Source organism: Coprococcus sp. RTP31081st1_H1_RTP31081_211007 (genome assembly GCF_040227275.1).
In the GTDB taxonomy this organism is placed as follows: Bacteria; Bacillota; Clostridia; order Lachnospirales; family Lachnospiraceae; genus Coprococcus; species Coprococcus aceti.
This window is the reverse complement of sequence record NZ_JBEHVP010000004.1, coordinates 59,631-75,729: the sequence shown is the minus strand read 5'-3', so window position 1 is coordinate 75,729 and position 16,099 is coordinate 59,631. Positions and strand designations below refer to the sequence as shown.

The following is a 16,099-nucleotide window of genomic DNA, read 5'->3' as shown; positions in this document are numbered from 1 at the left end:
CTTTCAGGAAGGCGGTGCGAATCATGGCAGACAAGACAATGGACGCTTACGAAGAGCGTGATGCTGAACTCGATGAAGAGCTGGCTGAAGTGCTTATCGCAATAAGCGTCATATCAAAAAGGCTTGTCTAATTTCAACTGATTTTCGTAACCATATAATATCTCCCTTATATCTACTCTACTCCAACAAAAATGGCCTCCCTTACTACTATTATTTAAAGGATAATGAATTCCGTCACACTTCCCAAGCAAAGTTAAATCCTTTGGACGATTTCTCCTCGAGCTCTCATAAATATGCATTTGGTATCTATTACCTGTTTTTCCTATATGAAAGCATACTCTTTTCGATGTACGAAGAGCATCTATACTTTCGGGTTTATCTTTAGTTAAGAAAAAGTATACATCTGCTACTTCATCAGCCACTCCATTTACATTCCAATCCCTCAAATATATTTTGTTCACATAAAACAAAGCATACCAACCAAGATATTTTTCATAACTCTCTATTTTCTCTTTAATTTGAAAAAAATATACATCTCCCTCTTCCCATCCCAAGACATATGGTTTATGAACAGGAATTTTTTTATATTCCGGCATCGTCTCTTCTAACTGCACTTTCAACTTGTCCAATACCTTACTTCTCTCATACCTAATTCTTTCTGTTTGCCAACGTTGCGATACTCTATCTTCTTCTATCAACTGAAGTGCTATTGTTTTAATTTTCTCTGTCAATCTTCCCTTTTTCCACAACGTATCTGCCAGACCAAAATAAAAATCATATTTGCAGTCGATATCCTCCATGTCCTCCTGATATTCTGATAATATTTCCTTCAGAGCAACTTCATCACTTTTCCCCGACTTAAGTTTTGCAATATAATCTTCTTTCACATCTGCACTTATGTCATTTTGATAAATGCCTACTCCCCATGTTCCCATCAAATCTCTCCTTAACAAAATATTTTTTGTTTTCAATTTACATTATATCGGCCAAGGCATATTTTTACCAGTCAAAAAGGCACCCAAGCTATATGCCTGAGTGCCACCAGTTTCCACCAATATTCTATTATCAAATCACCTTGAACATATTCTGTTTCAAAGGCTTATCATCCTTGTCCGAAATCCCCATCTCTTTTCTTGCATTTTCCAACCCCTGCATCTTCTGAAGTTCTTTCTCCGCATCCTCAAGTCCAACATGGGTGTAAACATTAAGTGTCACGGCAATATCCGAATGCCCCATGAGGTACTGCAATGTCTTAGGATTCATGCCAGATTTCGCCATGTGACGGACGGCTCGCAATGCTATCAACTTTTTAATTCAAATAAGCACCTCCAAAGCTTTATGTTTCTTTTTCAAACTTGCTGGCGGCGAACAGCATTTTATGCTGTTTGCGGACGGCAAGTCCACAGGGGATAGCCGCTTTAGCGGCGCAAGGGGGTGTAGCCACCTTGACAGAACGAAGTGACGAAACTTAATTTGCTCATCTTTTTCGTATTTCTCAACACTCATTATCTAAGTTCAAGGGAACTGGAAATATAAAAATGGAAATCTTGCTCCTTGCAGTATTCTTTTATTTTTTGAATCAGTTTTTGATTAGTTGTATATTCCAAAAGATACACTTCCACCCCATCCGCCTTGCACGTTTCCAAATATTTGCAGAAATACTCTCTCGTCTCGCTCGTTTGTTCACCAAAAGTTCCGCTATCAAAATCAATACTGCTCCATACTGATTCCTGATTTACACCTGTCATAATCTGATCAATCGCCCCATAGCGTTCCCTATATTCCGCCACATAAGTATCTCCACCGTTGATGATGACCGCTTTTCCAAACGTCATTATGTTTTGTAGAATCGCTGTAATGCCTTCAAAAATACTCTCATGCGGATTATAATAATATACATCACAATTATCTATAAAGAATCCGTCAACACCTTTTTCATATAATTCCTGAGAAAGCTGTCCTATAAACTTCTGCCAGTCTGGGTTTGCTACATCTACCCATTCTTCTTCCTCCCAGTGCTCATACTCACCGATTGCCAGTTCCGCATAGGTTGTATAGTACTCCCTGAAGTTTTCAATCGACCCAATATTTAGATATGTATATACGACTGTTCCATTTTGATGGAGCAATTCAATATCCCTTTTCGTAAAATACTGTGCATCAATTACAATCGTTTCATACATTTTAAATCGTTCCAAAGATGAGGCATCCGCATTTAAAAACACCCCATAATCGTTTTTCTCAAATTCCTTTGCTTGATTGGCTTTCACAAAAAAACATACGCCAATAAACATTAGAACAAATAATACAGCCAAGGCTACTGGTTGTTTGGTCCTCTTCCCGCACAATGCCTCCCTCACCCTTTCGGTAATTCTCGTTTTTTCCTCATGACCATCACATTTTACACATTGATGATTATATTTTCCCAGATTTGTTGCTCAATTTGCATTCAAATTATACCATAACACTTGTGAACAGTTCTACCGTCATTTCTCTCATTGCTGCTTTTTGTGGACTGTCTTTTCTTATTGCCATAAAAATAACCTCCAAACTGAGTAATTTTATCTTACATCAGTTTGGAGGTTTTCCGCCATATTCTGCCCTGTGTTGCCCCATTCTGCAAAGGTATGCATTATCAATACGTGCCCACCCCTACGATGCTTAGCAATCTGTTATTACTTGTCTGTTATAAATGTGTTATATATTGCCTTTATGGCTGTCTCAAAATCACTGTTCTTTACTCCGATTATGATATTCAGCTCTGATGAACCCTGGTCTATCATCTTTATGTTGATGCCTTCCTTTGCAAGTGCGCTGAACAACTTGCCTGCTGTACCACTTGCTGACTTCATTCCACGGCCTACAACAGCTATAAGCGCAAGTCCCGACTCAATCTCAACTGAATCCGGCTCTGCAAGTCTATGGATGGCAGATATAACTCTCTGCTCCTTGTGTACGAATTCATCAGCATGAACTACGATAGTCATCGTGTCAATACCTGATGGCATATGCTCAAATGAGATATCATTCTCCTCAAATGCCTGAAGCACCTTCCTTCCAAATCCTATCTCTGAATTCATCATAGCCTTTGTAATAAAGATTGTACAGAAATCCTTCTTACCTGCAATACCTGTTACAACATAATCCTGCTTCTGGCAGGTACTCTCAACTATCCAGGTTCCTGCGTCCTCAGGCGCATTTGTGTTGCGGATATTGATCGGGATACCGCAGTGGCGTACAGGGAATATCGCATCCTCATGGAGAACTGATGCACCCATGTATGAAAGCTCACGAAGCTCTCTGTAAGTAATATATTTGATTGGCTTTGGATCTGGGACAATACGTGGGTCAGCTACAAGGAAGCCTGAGACATCTGTCCAGTTCTCATATACATCGGCTCTGCTTGCCTGTGCGACGATCGAGCCCGTTACATCTGAACCGCCTCTGGAAAATGTCTTTACCTTGCCATCCTTGCCAAGTCCATAGAATCCTGGGACAACCGCATGCTGTGCCTTGGCAAGTCTCTCACCAAGTACCTTCTCCGTCTTATAGCTATTGAGATTGCCCTCTGCATTGAAAAAGATAACCTCTGCAGCATCTATAAACTCAAAGCCAAGATATGCAGCCATAATCTTACCATTGAGGAACTCTCCTCTTGATGCCACATAGTCCAATGTGCACATCGGAGCTGGATTTGCAAGATCCTCCAGCTGCTTTGTAATCTCCTCAAAATCCTTATCAAGGGAAAAATCCTTAATCTCAAGGCCTGTGATGATCTCATCATATCTGGCCTTGATCGCCTTCACTTCCTCGGTGAAATCATTCCCTGCCTTCGCAGTTTCATACACATGAAGGAGCATATCTGTTACCTTTGTATCATCTGAAAATCTCTTTCCAGGTGCAGAAGGAACAACGTATACACGGCTCTCATCTGATGTGATGATTGCTCCAACCTTTTTAAACTGCTCTGCACTTGCCAATGAACTTCCGCCAAATTTTACTACCTTTTTCATAATTCCACTATTTTCCTTTGCCATATTCTTATTTGAATGTCTTTCTTCCTTTTAAGATTCGCTGGCGAATCTTGCCGCAAGCTGCCAGTCAGCTCTGCTGACATATATCATATCAGCGGCTCAGCAATCCTCACGGAGTGTATATCTCCGTCAGAGATAGAGTCCAGACTGAGATATAAAACATAAAAATACACATGCATTTTAAACGTCTTTTTGCAATATAGCAAGAGAATTTTAATTTTTGCTATTAAAAAAGGGCAGGCACTCCAATGCGCCCGCCCCTCTGGTATGAAGTCTTCACCACATGATCTAATAATAAACTATTTTGAAATTTCTTCCTTAACCTGAGCAACCCACTCATCAACCGTACCATACCAGTCGATCATTTCCTGAAGCTTTTCTTCCTCAACATCATCATCGCTCTCTAAGATCTGTTTATGCTCATTGAGCACACCGGCCATGTCGACCATTGTATCAACCAAATCCTGATCATAAGCCTGTGGATTTTCGTTGATAATGTTTGCAACCTCATTAAAAGATGTACTTGTCTTATTGAACGCATCAATCGCAGGCTGCTTATCTGCACCGCCGCATGCCACCAGAGACATTCCCATCATCATGGTCATTATGAGAACCATCAGTTTTTTCATTGCCTTTTTCATAATAATTTCCTCCTCTTTATTGCAATCACATAATCTGAGTATATTTTATTATGTATTTGCAATCAGTGAGGTCTAAATGCACGAATCGTACCAAAAATGTATCGAATCGACACTCTTTTACAATGACAGTCTGAGCGTAAACTTGCCATCCTTTTCCGCAAAGCTGAAAACCCCGCCGTAACGCTGCACGATCGCACATATGCTCTGAACGCCTATACCATGTCCTTCCATATCAGACACAGGTATTCCATTTTGAAACTTTATGGGAGCTTTACAGTCATTTACCACCTGTAAAAAAAGGTGTTTATTTCTTTCATAAAAATTCACATCAATCTCGCATGATCTTCCCTCTGCAGCCAAAGGCACACATGCATGCAAGGCATTTTCCAAGGCATTAGACAAGAGCACACACAGATCACTTTCCGACACAGTAAGATCTGCGGGAATTGCACATTGTATCTTTATTTTAATTTCTTTCTTCCTGGCTCTACCCGCAAATGAAGATAGGATCAGATTCACTGCCTCATTTTCACAGTATATTTGGACCTTCTGCGCCTCAATCTCCTTACATATTCCCGATATATAAGCCTGCGCCTGTTCAACTTCACCATTTTCTATACATGTAGACACATACTGCAGGTGATGACGCATATCATGGCGATACTGTCTGGTCAATGTCTGCGACTCACGCAGACTGCTGATTTCCCTCACCGCCTGACTTAACTGCAGATCCAGATTATTCCGGATCAGCTTCATCTCATTCTGCATCTGTTCCTTTTTGGAGTTATATAAGAGAAAGGCCAGATATGCAACACAGCATACAAAAGGCATAAATTCCGCTACAACGTAACTGCCACTCAAAAGAAGGTTCGTATACACTATTGTAAAATAGTCAAATACATAATATAGCGCCGGTATGATTCCAAACTGCCATTGCTCCCTGAGACTTTTATCTGACAATCCTCTGACTGCAGGTGACACAAAATGAAGCAGAAGCAGCAATGCAGGGATTGTAACCACAAGTTCTGTAATATCCTGCATCATCTGCCTTCCCGAAAATGCAGCAACTGTGGCAAGTGCAACCCATCTTCTAAGTTCGCAGCACAAGTATGCCGCCTGTACAGAAAAAACAGACCACAGCAATTTTCCTGTCAACATCCAGAGAACAATGACCAATGGAAGATGCACCGCCAACGGATAAATATGTCTTACAAAATCAGCGCCCTTGCTGAAATATAATATGCTCTGTATCAGCGGGAGTAAAACCATGCATCCTATGAAAATGAGTTTTCTTTTCCTAGTGGACAGCGCATTACAAAAAGACGCTGATAATATTCCCCCAAAAAAGCTCACAGCCATATTGTTAAGGAGCGAAATATATAGGCTCATATCATTACCTGCCTGTTCTGGAACGCATATTCAAGGAATGCATCCTTTACTTCATTGTATTTTCCCCGTGGAACCGGTATTTCCGCAAGACTAGACATGGTAATCCCCCTAAATGTTATGTTTTGCACATATTCCAGATTTACCAGATAAGAACGGTGAGGTCTGTGAAAAAAAGGATACGTGGAAAGCTGCTTTACAAGCTCATCCATGCTGCCGGCGCTTTCCAGTACTTTTCCTGTATTCAGGTGAAATATAAGGGTGCGGTGAATGACTTCGCAATATTCCAAGGCTTTTATATCTATACGGGTGATTCCACTCTTACATCGCAGAATGAGGCTGGTCTCCGCCTCCTTTTTACAGGCTGCAAGCACAGAATCAAGCAAACGGAAAAAGCTCTCTGCCCAGATGGGCTTTAATTGATAATAGTATGCGCCTATAACGTAAGACTGCACCGCAAACTCAGAGGACGAAGTGACAAATATGATCTTGACGTTTTTATCGTATTTTCGTATCTCCGTTGCCGCTTCAATTCCATTCTCTCCCAGCATCAAGACATCCATAAACAGGATATCATATCTGTTTCCCTTCTCTATTTCCGCCACCAGGTCAAAAGGATGATTAAAAATATTGTATTCTATTTTGCAGTCTCTCTCCGCACAATACTGTTCCATAAGCCTTTGCATCTCAGCAAGCACAGAAACATCATCATCACAAAACGCAATCTTTGCCATAATCCCCTTTATGCCTCCTTGGCGCCAAATATTTTCCAGCACTTATTATCCACAATTCGACAACAAAGGGGATATTGCATTGATTTATACGAATTTATTTTCTCACCCACCTGGCATAGAGTTTCCTGCTGCCGGTGCTGCCGGCTGCAATCTTCGTAACCTTTTTCTTGTACTTGGGATCGCTGTACCACCCCTTAAATGTGTAGCCTTTTCTGACCGGATTCTTCAAGACGATAGTCCTAGACGCGACGGTATAACCGACTGGATTGGACCGGTTGTTTGTCCCCTTGCCAAGACTGTACTGGATCTTATACTTTACCAGCTTCCACCTTGCGTATAATGTCTGATTTTTGGTAGTCCTTACAACCGAACTGCTGCCGATCCTGCTGCCGCCACTCTTTGCTGTGTACCAGCCTGCAAATGTATATCCCCTTTTGGCCGGTGTCGGCAGTGTTCCGTAAGTTTTTCCACAAATGACTATCTTACTTCCGGAGCTCACACGACCTCCATTTGGAGCAAATACTATTCTCACGCGCTTTACTGTGTCCGTATATTTTGCAGTAAAAGAAAGCTTGGTGGATGTTCCTGCCACTCGCAATGCAACCTTTTTACTTCCCGCCTTCCACGTCATCTGATTTAAGGCATATGCGATAATCCCATTTTGAATACCCGAAATGCTCGGCGGATATGACGCATTGTCAGTGCTGACTTCGAATTTGGTTTTACCTGCATTGAGATTTTTCTGAATCCTCTCAGCGTAGGCTCGCGCCCACTTTGCGGCATCTCCGTTTCTGACAAAGTAGTTGTCTGCCAGGCTTGTAGAACGTGTGCCATAACCGCTTGCCGTATAAATCTGATCATGACCGTTGTGTGCCAACGCCATGAGTTCATCCGTCAGTCCAAAATACAAATGCGTTTGATCAAAGTTATAATAATTGTCTTTTGTATCATCCCATGTACAGTCCACCTGATACCATTTGCCATCCAGCTTCATGGCATTCCAGGTATGTCCATCATAGGTATCCCTTGTCTCAGCATTTGTTATGCCGGCTGCAGTAAGCAGTTTTGAATAGGCACTCTCATAGGCTTGACATGTGCCCAGCTTTCGTGTCAGTGCGCTCTCTGCCGAAGACCATTTCAGGGAATGATCGTAATCAAGCTGCTTCAACAGCCAGTCATGCAGCCACAATGCCTTTTCATAGTCCGAACCATCCGTATCCTTGCTGCACTTTTTTACCGCAGCATTCACAATGTCACCCACGCTCGGATAAGCCCTGTCCGATACCTGTATATTTGTGCTCACACGCATATAATAGACACCTGACGTCTTGTCCATTACATAAAACCTGAAGTTATAGACTCCCGAAGCAGTCATTGTGAATTCAAAGTCGTGAGATTCACACTCATCTGTATATTGAATCCACGCTCCGCGGCTTGGATCCGCCACGGATTCAAAGCTATACTCATCCGGATTGGAATAACTCGGTGCATCCATTCTAAACAAATACCGGCCACTGCCACCATCCGCCGAAACGTGGAATGTTGTATTCTCCCCTAATTTGGGTTCGTTCCATTCAACCTTCAATACTACACCATTTTGAGGGTCACTTTCTGCACTGTACTTATATTCTGTAACTCTCTCTTGAGGATTTGTTGATGAACCAGCAGATTCTTCCTGCGCATAACTTATCACCTTGATCATCGATACGCCTGTCATCACCAGCATTAATGTCAACATAAATGTTGCTAATTTTCGTTTTATCATAAGCAATACCTTGAACCTTTCTTAATGTCAAAATAACATCGCTGCATATCAATCTCTTAATATATCCAGCATAACAGAAACACCATTTTTTTGCCACAAAAAACCCCACTGCAGAGTATTTCTGCAGCAGGGTTTTGCGGTTATTTTGGCGTTATGAACGGTTGTAATTATTAAACCGTAATCATGTTCGATAAATCATAATAAGAACGGTTATGGTTCCATAAATTTAAAACTCGCCTTTTTTTAATAATGCGTCTGACTTAATTTATCTGTTGACCGGTTCAGATAACACCATTACTTGATTTTTGCGCTTATAAGCTTGCTGTAATCAGAAGCCACAACAGCCTTTCCAGCCTTCTTGTTGGCAACAACCTTGAAGTAGTAGGTCTTGCCGCTTGAAAGCTTTTTGATGTTTGCGCTGTTTTTGATAACAGTGAGCTTTTTGAAGCCGCTGTTTTTCTTTGTGCTGTAATATACCGTATAGCTGTTTGCACTCTTAACCTTTGTCCAACTGACGGTTGCCATTTTATTTCCTGCTTTGACCTTGACCGAAGTCGGCGCAGAAAGCTTTGTTGCGGTCAGAAGCTCCTTTGAAACGAGAGAAAGAACCTTTTTGCCATCAATCTTCTTATAGGCTTTGACAACAATCTTGTACTCCGTACCCTTTGAAAGCTTTTTAAATGTGTGTGAGAGCTTCGTTGTATCAGCTCTATTGACAAGCTTTTTGCCCTTGTAAAGGTATACTCTGTATCCGCTTACACCGGCAACCTTTTTCCATGAAGCCGTGATTGAGTTTGTGGTCTGCTTAACGCTGATCTTGCTCGTCGCGGCGGGAAGAATGTTGAAATTCAGCTTTTTGCTGCCGCTGTAATTGCCCTTGAAGGTAACGGTTACTGTTGCCTTGCCGATATTTTTGTTTTTACTGTAAGCAACGGTGTAATCTGTTCCATTCTTAAGCGTTTTTTTGTTTGCATCCTTAACGATGACCGAAGGCTTCTGAACCTTTCCGTTATATGTATACGCCGACTTTTTCAGCGAAACTGACTTAATTCTCGCTATCGAAATTGTTGGTGCTATCGTACTGCAAACAGTGCACTTCTTGGTAATCTTGCCATTTGAGGTAAGAGTTGCCTTGACAACAGACTTGGAGTACTTATGACCAAGAGCCTTGACTTTTGTCTGAGCGACTATAACGGTGTTGCAAACCGAGCAGTGCTTACCTTTGGTGAGACCTGTCTTTGTGCAGGTTGCTTTAATTTCGTTATCTATAACCGCATTATGTTCCTTACAGGATATGTTAACTATGCAGTCTTGACTTTCTGAATTAGTTATATACGGTGTAACATCGTAGGTTTTGTCTTTTTCAAGTCTGACTTCGGTAACTTTTCCTTTATCGTTACTAGAGACGGATTCACTAAGCCGGTTATTCTCAACAAGGTTTACTTCTGTTCCCTGAATATTTTCGCTGCCGAGATTTGACGAAGTTATGGTGATAAGATAAACCTTCGTTTCCGTCGGAGTAAAGAAGTAAGCGGTTTTGTTTTTACAGGAATTGTCGCCGTAACCTATTTTGGTCGGGTTAACATATTGATTGCAGTTTTGGCAGTATGTGCCATTACATACAAGGCTCTGGTGCTGCTTCGGAATGACTTTCTGAATTGCATACCCACAGCCTGTGTGTTTGCAGTGTCTGGATTCCCTTCCATCTTTGTCGCAGGTTGCCGGCCAGTCAACCGTATAGGTGTCGCTCAAATCGTGTCCAAGTGCTGGCAGTTCGGTGTAACCCTCATAATATCTGCAGTCGAAGCACTTATAGCCGACCGTTCTTCCCTTTCTGATGCATGTTGCCTCTTCAGCAGGGAGAGTTCTGCCAAACTGATGCTCCTGGAAGCTTTCAAGAGCATCACACTTTTTACAGTACTTGTAGTGACCAAGAAGTGATGTCCTTTTCTCTAATTCAGGCTCAGAATCGTGACAGGAGGAGATAATTTTTATATCCGCATCCAAGTTAACAAAGTCAGGCCAGGTATTGTATATCCTGGTACCGTTGTGCATACTAACATAGTTCGGCTTTTCCAGAGATTGTGATAGAACTATGTCATAGAAATGAGGAGGCTGGCCACCGTAATAGATTGAATTTACATTTCCCTTTTGTCCAATATAACAGCCGCCAAGCCTTACTTTTCTGCTGGATGGGGTGTTTTGGAAATATATTGTGCTGAACGGCTGTTCATTAAGAAGCTGATTTGAAATTACTTCTATTTCTGAGTTTCCTGTTATTGTAACATTGCCCTGCGGCTCCGGTCCGTATGAATATATACAAGACGGGACGCGTGCATTATTCTGAATAAGAGTACCGGTGATATAGAGATTGTTTATATCATAGAAGGAAATAACGTGGTGCCTGTTCTTATCGTTTAAATAAGTGTCACTTCCGGATTGTGCTGTAAGAGTGAGATTATAGTTGATAAACTTCCCTGCTTTTCCAAGAATATTCACATCTGCGTTTGGGTTGTTCACAGCGATCATTGAAGTTTCGTTGGCTGTTGAGTTAAAGATTATCTGTCCGCCGGACTGGGTTGTGGTAATTGTGAAGTCGGTGTTTGCCTTGGAACCTGAAAAAACCACAAACAGATCCCTTGTCTCCTCGTCTGAACGAATATCTGTTGTAACTTTCAGGGTTTTTCCGTTCAAGTCAAGGGTGATTTTTCCAGGATAGCTAACTGTGATTTCGGAATACCACTCCTGCTCATCCTGATAGCTCCAATCGCCCGGAACTTGCTCTTCGTAATCTATGTTGTTTTTGAGAACAACAAGCTTATCGGGTGGGGTTGTCTCGTTTGAGGTGGCTTCAAGAGCTTTTTCTAGCTCAGCAAAGTTGGTTACATAGGTTGTGTTTTCGTCAACCGAATAATTGTCCGCTGCCGAAACAGTGAATACTGATGCCTCGAGCATCAGTATGACTAATGTTACGACAGTCAAAAGTTTTTTCTTTTTGTTCATAGGTTTCCCTCCTTTTAAAATTAATAATATGTAAATGTTTCCCTTCCCTACCCTAATCGGCATTGCAGGATTTTAACAGGATTCAGCTTTTTATTTTCCACTTTTCGCTATCTCCGTGAAGGCTATAACCACAATAAGAACAGCATCCGTTTTCATCTGGCAAGAATGTTGCTCCGCAGCTCGGACATTCCTTTTCAACAAAAAATTCACCGTCAGACTTTCTTTTTTCTGGATATCTAGCCCTTTGCATGGTCAGTTTCTTTTTGAATTTTTTTGTAAACGGTTTCTTATTTTCAGGAAGAAAGGTTTTTGTTCCATAAACTTCAGACTTAACCGTTGTTATTTCATCTGTGTTAGAGACTTTTAAAAGCTTGATCGTGCCGATACTGAAATCAAGCAGATCATTGTCATTTTCGTTTTTGCTAAAGTATTCGTTTAAGCAGGATCTGAGGTAGTTCTCTGAATATCCTACGATCTTTTTCGCTAAATTGTCTTGTTTAACTTTTCCACAAATAATAGGTGTAACAATCGTTCCAAAAGCAAGAATCGCTGCACCGACACCGGCCGCAAGGGAAATCTCCGTATCCTCGATCAAGTATAAGCATAGAAAGACACTTAAGAAAAGTATGAAACCGGACAAAAGAAGCTGTAAAAATCTTTTCATATTTGTACTGATTGTTTCATAAATCTCAAACGATTCGGTCTGCCAATCGTAAAACTCGTTTTTTATAACGGCTCCGCAGTATTCACATGTAACCTGCTGACTGTTCAGCTTGACTCTTGCACCGCATGACGGGCAGGTTATTCTCAACATATCGTGATAATAGCTTTTCTTATTCTCTTTTTGATCTGTACGGCGAACGTGTCTCGACTGAAGTATTCGGAGATATGCATTTTTACGGTATATCTCATGCTGAACCCTGTTACCTTGCATTGACTCGAAACGCTCCAGGGTGCTGCACTTCAAAACCGATTCCCGCCATTCTCTGCCATCATCGTTCCATGTTTCAAAGTTATTCTTAGGAATTGGAACAACATCCGTGACGTAAATTTTGCGGCGTAGCTTATTCTTATTAAGTACATCGATCTGACTGACGATTTTTCTTCGGAAAGCCAGGTCCATTCTTGCCGTAAGAAGCTTTTGATCCGCTTTTCCAAGCGGAATCAGCACTCTTTCAAATGCTTTTCTTATATCCTTTCGGATTTTCGAATCCTGTAGAGGAGTTTCCCTTTTTGCCAGCAATCTTTCCATCTTAGCTTTTTTCAAATTCTTGGGAAGATATTCCGAAAAATCCATTACAAGTATACTTTTACCGATATAGAATGTACATAATATAGCAAAAGAGGCTGCAATGCACAGCGATACTGATAAATCCATAAAATCACCTCTGATTTATTCCTTGCTGACCACTTCATTTTCGCTCTGCTTTTTCCGTTTGTCTTTTACAATGTCACATATCATTATAACAACGAGGAACAAGCCAAAAGGGATCGCCGCGCAATAGAGAAGGAAATCAACGGGATTCCCCTCCGGGGAAAGCTTGTAATTTCCTTTTGTAGTTTTATAGACCTCTACTTTTATTGTATCGCCTTTTCTCAATTTATCGTATGCATATCCTTTTGCGATATCTCTTGGCCAAACACGTTCTTCGCACTTTCCTTTATAGGTCTTTCCGTCAATTTCATACGAAATTTTGAATTTATATGTTGTATAATCTACATCGCCATTGTCATCCTTACTATCGTGGGTTGAAAAGTCAACAATAACAGCGGAAACTTTCCGTATATCAGTTGAGGCTGCATATTCTTTCTTTTCAATCCTGCTTGTGACAATTCCGAAGACACCCAAAACCATCGATGCTATGCCGGCGACCATAATAAATATGGTCATTTTAATGTCCTCTTTTTCTTTTCTTTTACTCATAACAAGTCCTCCTTTCGCAATCAGGACTGTGCCCGAAAGAGTTCAGGCACAGTTCCCAATTTTAAGCCATATTTATCTAAAGGCTGTCAAGAAGTCCTGTCTATTTTTTTTGAATAGGATTTCCGTCTTTGTCAGTGAATTTGCCTGTAATGATCTTTATCAGATCAACAAGTACACCGATTCCAAAAACGCCGGCGGTGAAAAGATAAAGAATGCCTGATCCGACTTTACCCGCATAGAAACGGTGGCCACCAACTCCGCCGAGGAAAAGGCAGAGAAGAAGGGCCACAAGCCAATCCTTTTCTGTCTGCCCGCTGCCGCTTACACCAACGGGTGCTACATAATCTTCAACCTGCTCGCCGTTGAGTATCTTTTTAACATTTTCGGTCACCTCATCAAGATACTCCCCTCTTTGAATAGGAAGATTAGCTACTCCGCTTACGCCTTTTTGAATTACGCTGTTTTTGTCAACTCGCATACCGTTGACGGTTGTTGTATTCTCCTGAATGTTTGCCATGACCTTAATTTTGTTGCCGTCCTTGACAAATACCCAGACCGTAACGTCGAGGTTCGGTTCTTTCTCAAAAGAAATGCGCTTTCCAGGGATGCCCCCTTTGATTTTGAAAGGCATTTTAAAAGCCGATGCATGTGTGTTAAGCTTTTCGTATACATCTTCAATTGTGGTTGTATAAGAGAGTTCAAACTCCCTCGGGGCTGTTGCAGCTGCCATTGATTTAATATCTACCATATTTTTTCCCTCCTTTTTTTTCTTTTTTCCCTTTTTTATTTTATTATTCCGTGCTTTAACTCACACGGTAAGTTGTGTGGATGTTTATCCTTTTCCGAGCATCTCCCATTTGTCGTTCAAGGAATCATAATAATATATGAGGTTGTCACATACTCCGTAATAACGTTCTCTGACGAATTGATCGTCTCTGTCCGTGCCGAGTGCAAAAATCCAACACGGCCGTCCCTCAATTTCATCAATCTGACCCGTATACTGTACACTCATGCCCATGCTTATGTAGTATTGCACCTCCTGAGACTCCAAAAGGATTTCCCTTGCTATTGCTACATTCTTATCCTCGGACTCACCGCTACCGACATAATCGGAATATATCGAAAAATCATAGTATTTTCCGTCAACAAGCTGCCCATCCATTCCTGACAGCATCGGGAATACCGAAAAAGAGTCGTTTCCTTTTTTAAAGCTCAGCGATACATTTGAATGTATTTCACTTTCATTGCATCGCAGTAAAAAATAATCAACTCCGTTTCCGTTGTAATTATAGAGCGCATTGTCGGTATTTACAGAATATTCACCATTATCGGTTATTTCCGCACGATAAACGGACACACTATATTTTGTATCGGCAATAACTACCGCATAAAGCTCTGCACCACCCACATTGACAAGTGGAGCTCCGCAGAGAAAATCATATTTATCCGCGTACTGACTGTCTTTTACGAAATTTAGGATTCCTTCCTCATCAGCCTCGTAACCAACATAACCGATATAGGCAATCCCAACTGATTCTTTGTTGTCAAGAATTGTGTTTTGAAGTTTTGATAAATCTGTGTCTTTTTGTACCGTTGCTTCTGTGGTTGCCTCTGTGGTTGCTTCTGTAGCCGTCTCTGGGGTTGCTTCTGTGGAGCTGGCGGTTGTTTTGTCTTCGGTCAGATTATAATCATCTGATGGTTTTACCACGCATCCAGAAACCAAGGCTGGCATAATTAAAACCATCAGCAGGGTTATAATGTGTTTGTTATATTTCAACATTCATCGCTCCCCCTTTCTACTCACAACTATAGTCTTACACATTCTATTGTACGGATTTTTTGAGGTCTGTCACTGGCACAAGTGCCAGTAACAGAAAAAACTATTTTCAAACTTTTTTGACTTTGGGACATAAAAACCCCTTGACCGTGTCAGTCAAGGGGTTCATTTACTCTATTCGTCTTTTAAAGTGGTCACCATGAGCTTGTTCTCAATAGCTGTCACAACCAACGCTTCTCGATTCTCAAATCTACCTTTTTCAACCATATCGTCTAAGTTCCAGCGCACACCGTTTTTGGAAATGCCCAGTTTATCGGCAATCTCCTGATATGTAAAGCCCTTTATGTATAAGCGGAGAATATCAAGCTGTCGGGGCGAGAATGTATCGGACATTGTGCCTTCCATTTCAATTGCAGGAGAGGTGTCAGGAAATACTTTTTCGCCTGCAAGGGTACGCCTTATCACACTTATCAGCTCCTCTGTGCCGTGGTCTTTATACCACAGGCTGTCTGCTGCACCTGTCTTTGCTCGTTCCAATACCTGCGGGTCGACAAGTGAGGTTACGATTACTATTTTGATATTTGGAAAAACTTTTTTTATACGTTTTGCGGCGGCAAGACCGGAGTGCTTGTGCTGTGTTTGTACATCCATAAGAATAAGCTGTATTGAACAATTGCAGTTTTTCTCTGCCTCAAAAGCGTCACGATATACGCCGACAAGGCGAAAAATTTCGTTTGATTTCAGCCGCTCGGCAAAATGCTTTTGAATATATAAATCATCTTCAACCAGTATTGTATTTATCATATATCGTTCTCCTTTTATTAAACATCAGCTC

Annotated in this window: 14 protein-coding genes; all 14 read right to left on the bottom strand. The window is 41.3% G+C overall.

Translation table 11 applies throughout. The annotated features are described in order from the left end of the window. Window positions 1-113: 113 nt before the first annotated feature. On the bottom strand, window positions 114-935 hold the full coding sequence (locus ABUA31_RS08245) for a hypothetical protein (protein ID WP_349819078.1): 822 nt from the start codon (window positions 933-935) through the stop codon (window positions 114-116). Window positions 936-1,065: 130 nt separating this feature from the next. Further along, window positions 1,066-1,278, bottom strand: a complete 213-nt coding sequence (locus ABUA31_RS08240) for a tyrosine-type recombinase/integrase (RefSeq protein WP_022216294.1) — start codon at window positions 1,276-1,278, stop codon at window positions 1,066-1,068. A gap of 227 nt (window positions 1,279-1,505) precedes the next feature. Further along, entirely contained in the window at window positions 1,506-2,360 is an 855-nt protein-coding gene (locus ABUA31_RS08235) for an endo alpha-1,4 polygalactosaminidase (protein WP_349819978.1), read from the bottom strand. A gap of 315 nt (window positions 2,361-2,675) precedes the next feature. Next, on the bottom strand, window positions 2,676-4,013 hold the full coding sequence (locus ABUA31_RS08230; protein ID WP_055147523.1) for an aspartate kinase: 1,338 nt from the start codon (window positions 4,011-4,013) through the stop codon (window positions 2,676-2,678). A gap of 320 nt (window positions 4,014-4,333) precedes the next feature. Next, complete coding sequence (locus tag ABUA31_RS08225; RefSeq protein ID WP_015533631.1) at window positions 4,334-4,675, bottom strand: PI-PLC domain-containing protein; 342 nt, start codon at window positions 4,673-4,675, stop codon at window positions 4,334-4,336. A 117-nt stretch (window positions 4,676-4,792) separates the two neighbouring features. Then, window positions 4,793-5,944 (bottom strand): sensor histidine kinase, encoded by a 1,152-nt coding sequence (locus tag ABUA31_RS08220; protein ID WP_349819002.1) that lies wholly within the window; start codon window positions 5,942-5,944, stop codon window positions 4,793-4,795. 116 nt (window positions 5,945-6,060) lie between these two features. Continuing rightward, window positions 6,061-6,795, bottom strand: a complete 735-nt coding sequence (locus tag ABUA31_RS08215; protein ID WP_349819001.1) for a LytR/AlgR family response regulator transcription factor — start codon at window positions 6,793-6,795, stop codon at window positions 6,061-6,063. Window positions 6,796-6,889: 94 nt separating this feature from the next. Continuing rightward, the gene (locus tag ABUA31_RS08210) at window positions 6,890-8,533 is read right to left on the bottom strand and encodes an InlB B-repeat-containing protein (RefSeq protein ID WP_259805364.1); all 1,644 of its coding nucleotides are present in this window, start codon (window positions 8,531-8,533) and stop codon (window positions 6,890-6,892) included. A gap of 321 nt (window positions 8,534-8,854) precedes the next feature. Next, window positions 8,855-11,563: a fibronectin type III domain-containing protein gene (locus tag ABUA31_RS08205; RefSeq protein WP_349819000.1), complete on the bottom strand. Its 2,709-nt coding sequence runs from the start codon at window positions 11,561-11,563 to the stop codon at window positions 8,855-8,857. A gap of 82 nt (window positions 11,564-11,645) precedes the next feature. Then, complete coding sequence (locus ABUA31_RS08200) at window positions 11,646-12,941, bottom strand: zinc ribbon domain-containing protein (RefSeq protein WP_349818999.1); 1,296 nt, start codon at window positions 12,939-12,941, stop codon at window positions 11,646-11,648. Window positions 12,942-12,956: 15 nt separating this feature from the next. Then, window positions 12,957-13,487, bottom strand: a complete 531-nt coding sequence (locus tag ABUA31_RS08195) for a DUF3592 domain-containing protein (RefSeq protein WP_349818998.1) — start codon at window positions 13,485-13,487, stop codon at window positions 12,957-12,959. A gap of 100 nt (window positions 13,488-13,587) precedes the next feature. Continuing rightward, window positions 13,588-14,235: a TM2 domain-containing protein gene (locus ABUA31_RS08190; RefSeq protein WP_349818997.1), complete on the bottom strand. Its 648-nt coding sequence runs from the start codon at window positions 14,233-14,235 to the stop codon at window positions 13,588-13,590. 84 nt (window positions 14,236-14,319) lie between these two features. Further along, window positions 14,320-15,267: a hypothetical protein gene (locus tag ABUA31_RS08185; protein WP_349818996.1), complete on the bottom strand. Its 948-nt coding sequence runs from the start codon at window positions 15,265-15,267 to the stop codon at window positions 14,320-14,322. 171 nt (window positions 15,268-15,438) lie between these two features. Beyond that, entirely contained in the window at window positions 15,439-16,068 is a 630-nt protein-coding gene (locus ABUA31_RS08180; protein ID WP_349818995.1) for a response regulator transcription factor, read from the bottom strand. Between the last annotated feature and the right edge of the window lie 31 nt (window positions 16,069-16,099).

Bases quoted from the DNA above. Each gene is read 5' to 3' on its own strand.
- ABUA31_RS08245 (WP_349819078.1), bottom strand. From the start codon at position 935: ATGGGAACATGGGGAGTAGGCATTTATCAAAATGACATAAGTGCAGAT.
- ABUA31_RS08240 (WP_022216294.1), bottom strand. From the start codon at position 1,278: ATGGCGAAATCTGGCATGAATCCTAAGACATTGCAGTACCTCATGGGG.
- ABUA31_RS08230 (WP_055147523.1), bottom strand. From the start codon at position 4,013: ATGAAAAAGGTAGTAAAATTTGGCGGAAGTTCATTGGCAAGTGCAGAG.
- ABUA31_RS08225 (WP_015533631.1), bottom strand. From the start codon at position 4,675: ATGAAAAAGGCAATGAAAAAACTGATGGTTCTCATAATGACCATGATG.
- ABUA31_RS08220 (WP_349819002.1), bottom strand. From the start codon at position 5,944: ATGGTTTTACTCCCGCTGATACAGAGCATATTATATTTCAGCAAGGGC.
- ABUA31_RS08215 (WP_349819001.1), bottom strand. From the start codon at position 6,795: ATGGCAAAGATTGCGTTTTGTGATGATGATGTTTCTGTGCTTGCTGAG.
- ABUA31_RS08210 (WP_259805364.1), bottom strand. From the start codon at position 8,533: ATGTTGACATTAATGCTGGTGATGACAGGCGTATCGATGATCAAGGTG.
- ABUA31_RS08205 (WP_349819000.1), bottom strand. From the start codon at position 11,563: ATGAACAAAAAGAAAAAACTTTTGACTGTCGTAACATTAGTCATACTG.
- ABUA31_RS08200 (WP_349818999.1), bottom strand. From the start codon at position 12,941: ATGGATTTATCAGTATCGCTGTGCATTGCAGCCTCTTTTGCTATATTA.
- ABUA31_RS08195 (WP_349818998.1), bottom strand. From the start codon at position 13,487: ATGAGTAAAAGAAAAGAAAAAGAGGACATTAAAATGACCATATTTATT.
- ABUA31_RS08190 (WP_349818997.1), bottom strand. From the start codon at position 14,235: ATGGTAGATATTAAATCAATGGCAGCTGCAACAGCCCCGAGGGAGTTT.
- ABUA31_RS08185 (WP_349818996.1), bottom strand. From the start codon at position 15,267: ATGTTGAAATATAACAAACACATTATAACCCTGCTGATGGTTTTAATT.
- ABUA31_RS08180 (WP_349818995.1), bottom strand. From the start codon at position 16,068: ATGATAAATACAATACTGGTTGAAGATGATTTATATATTCAAAAGCAT.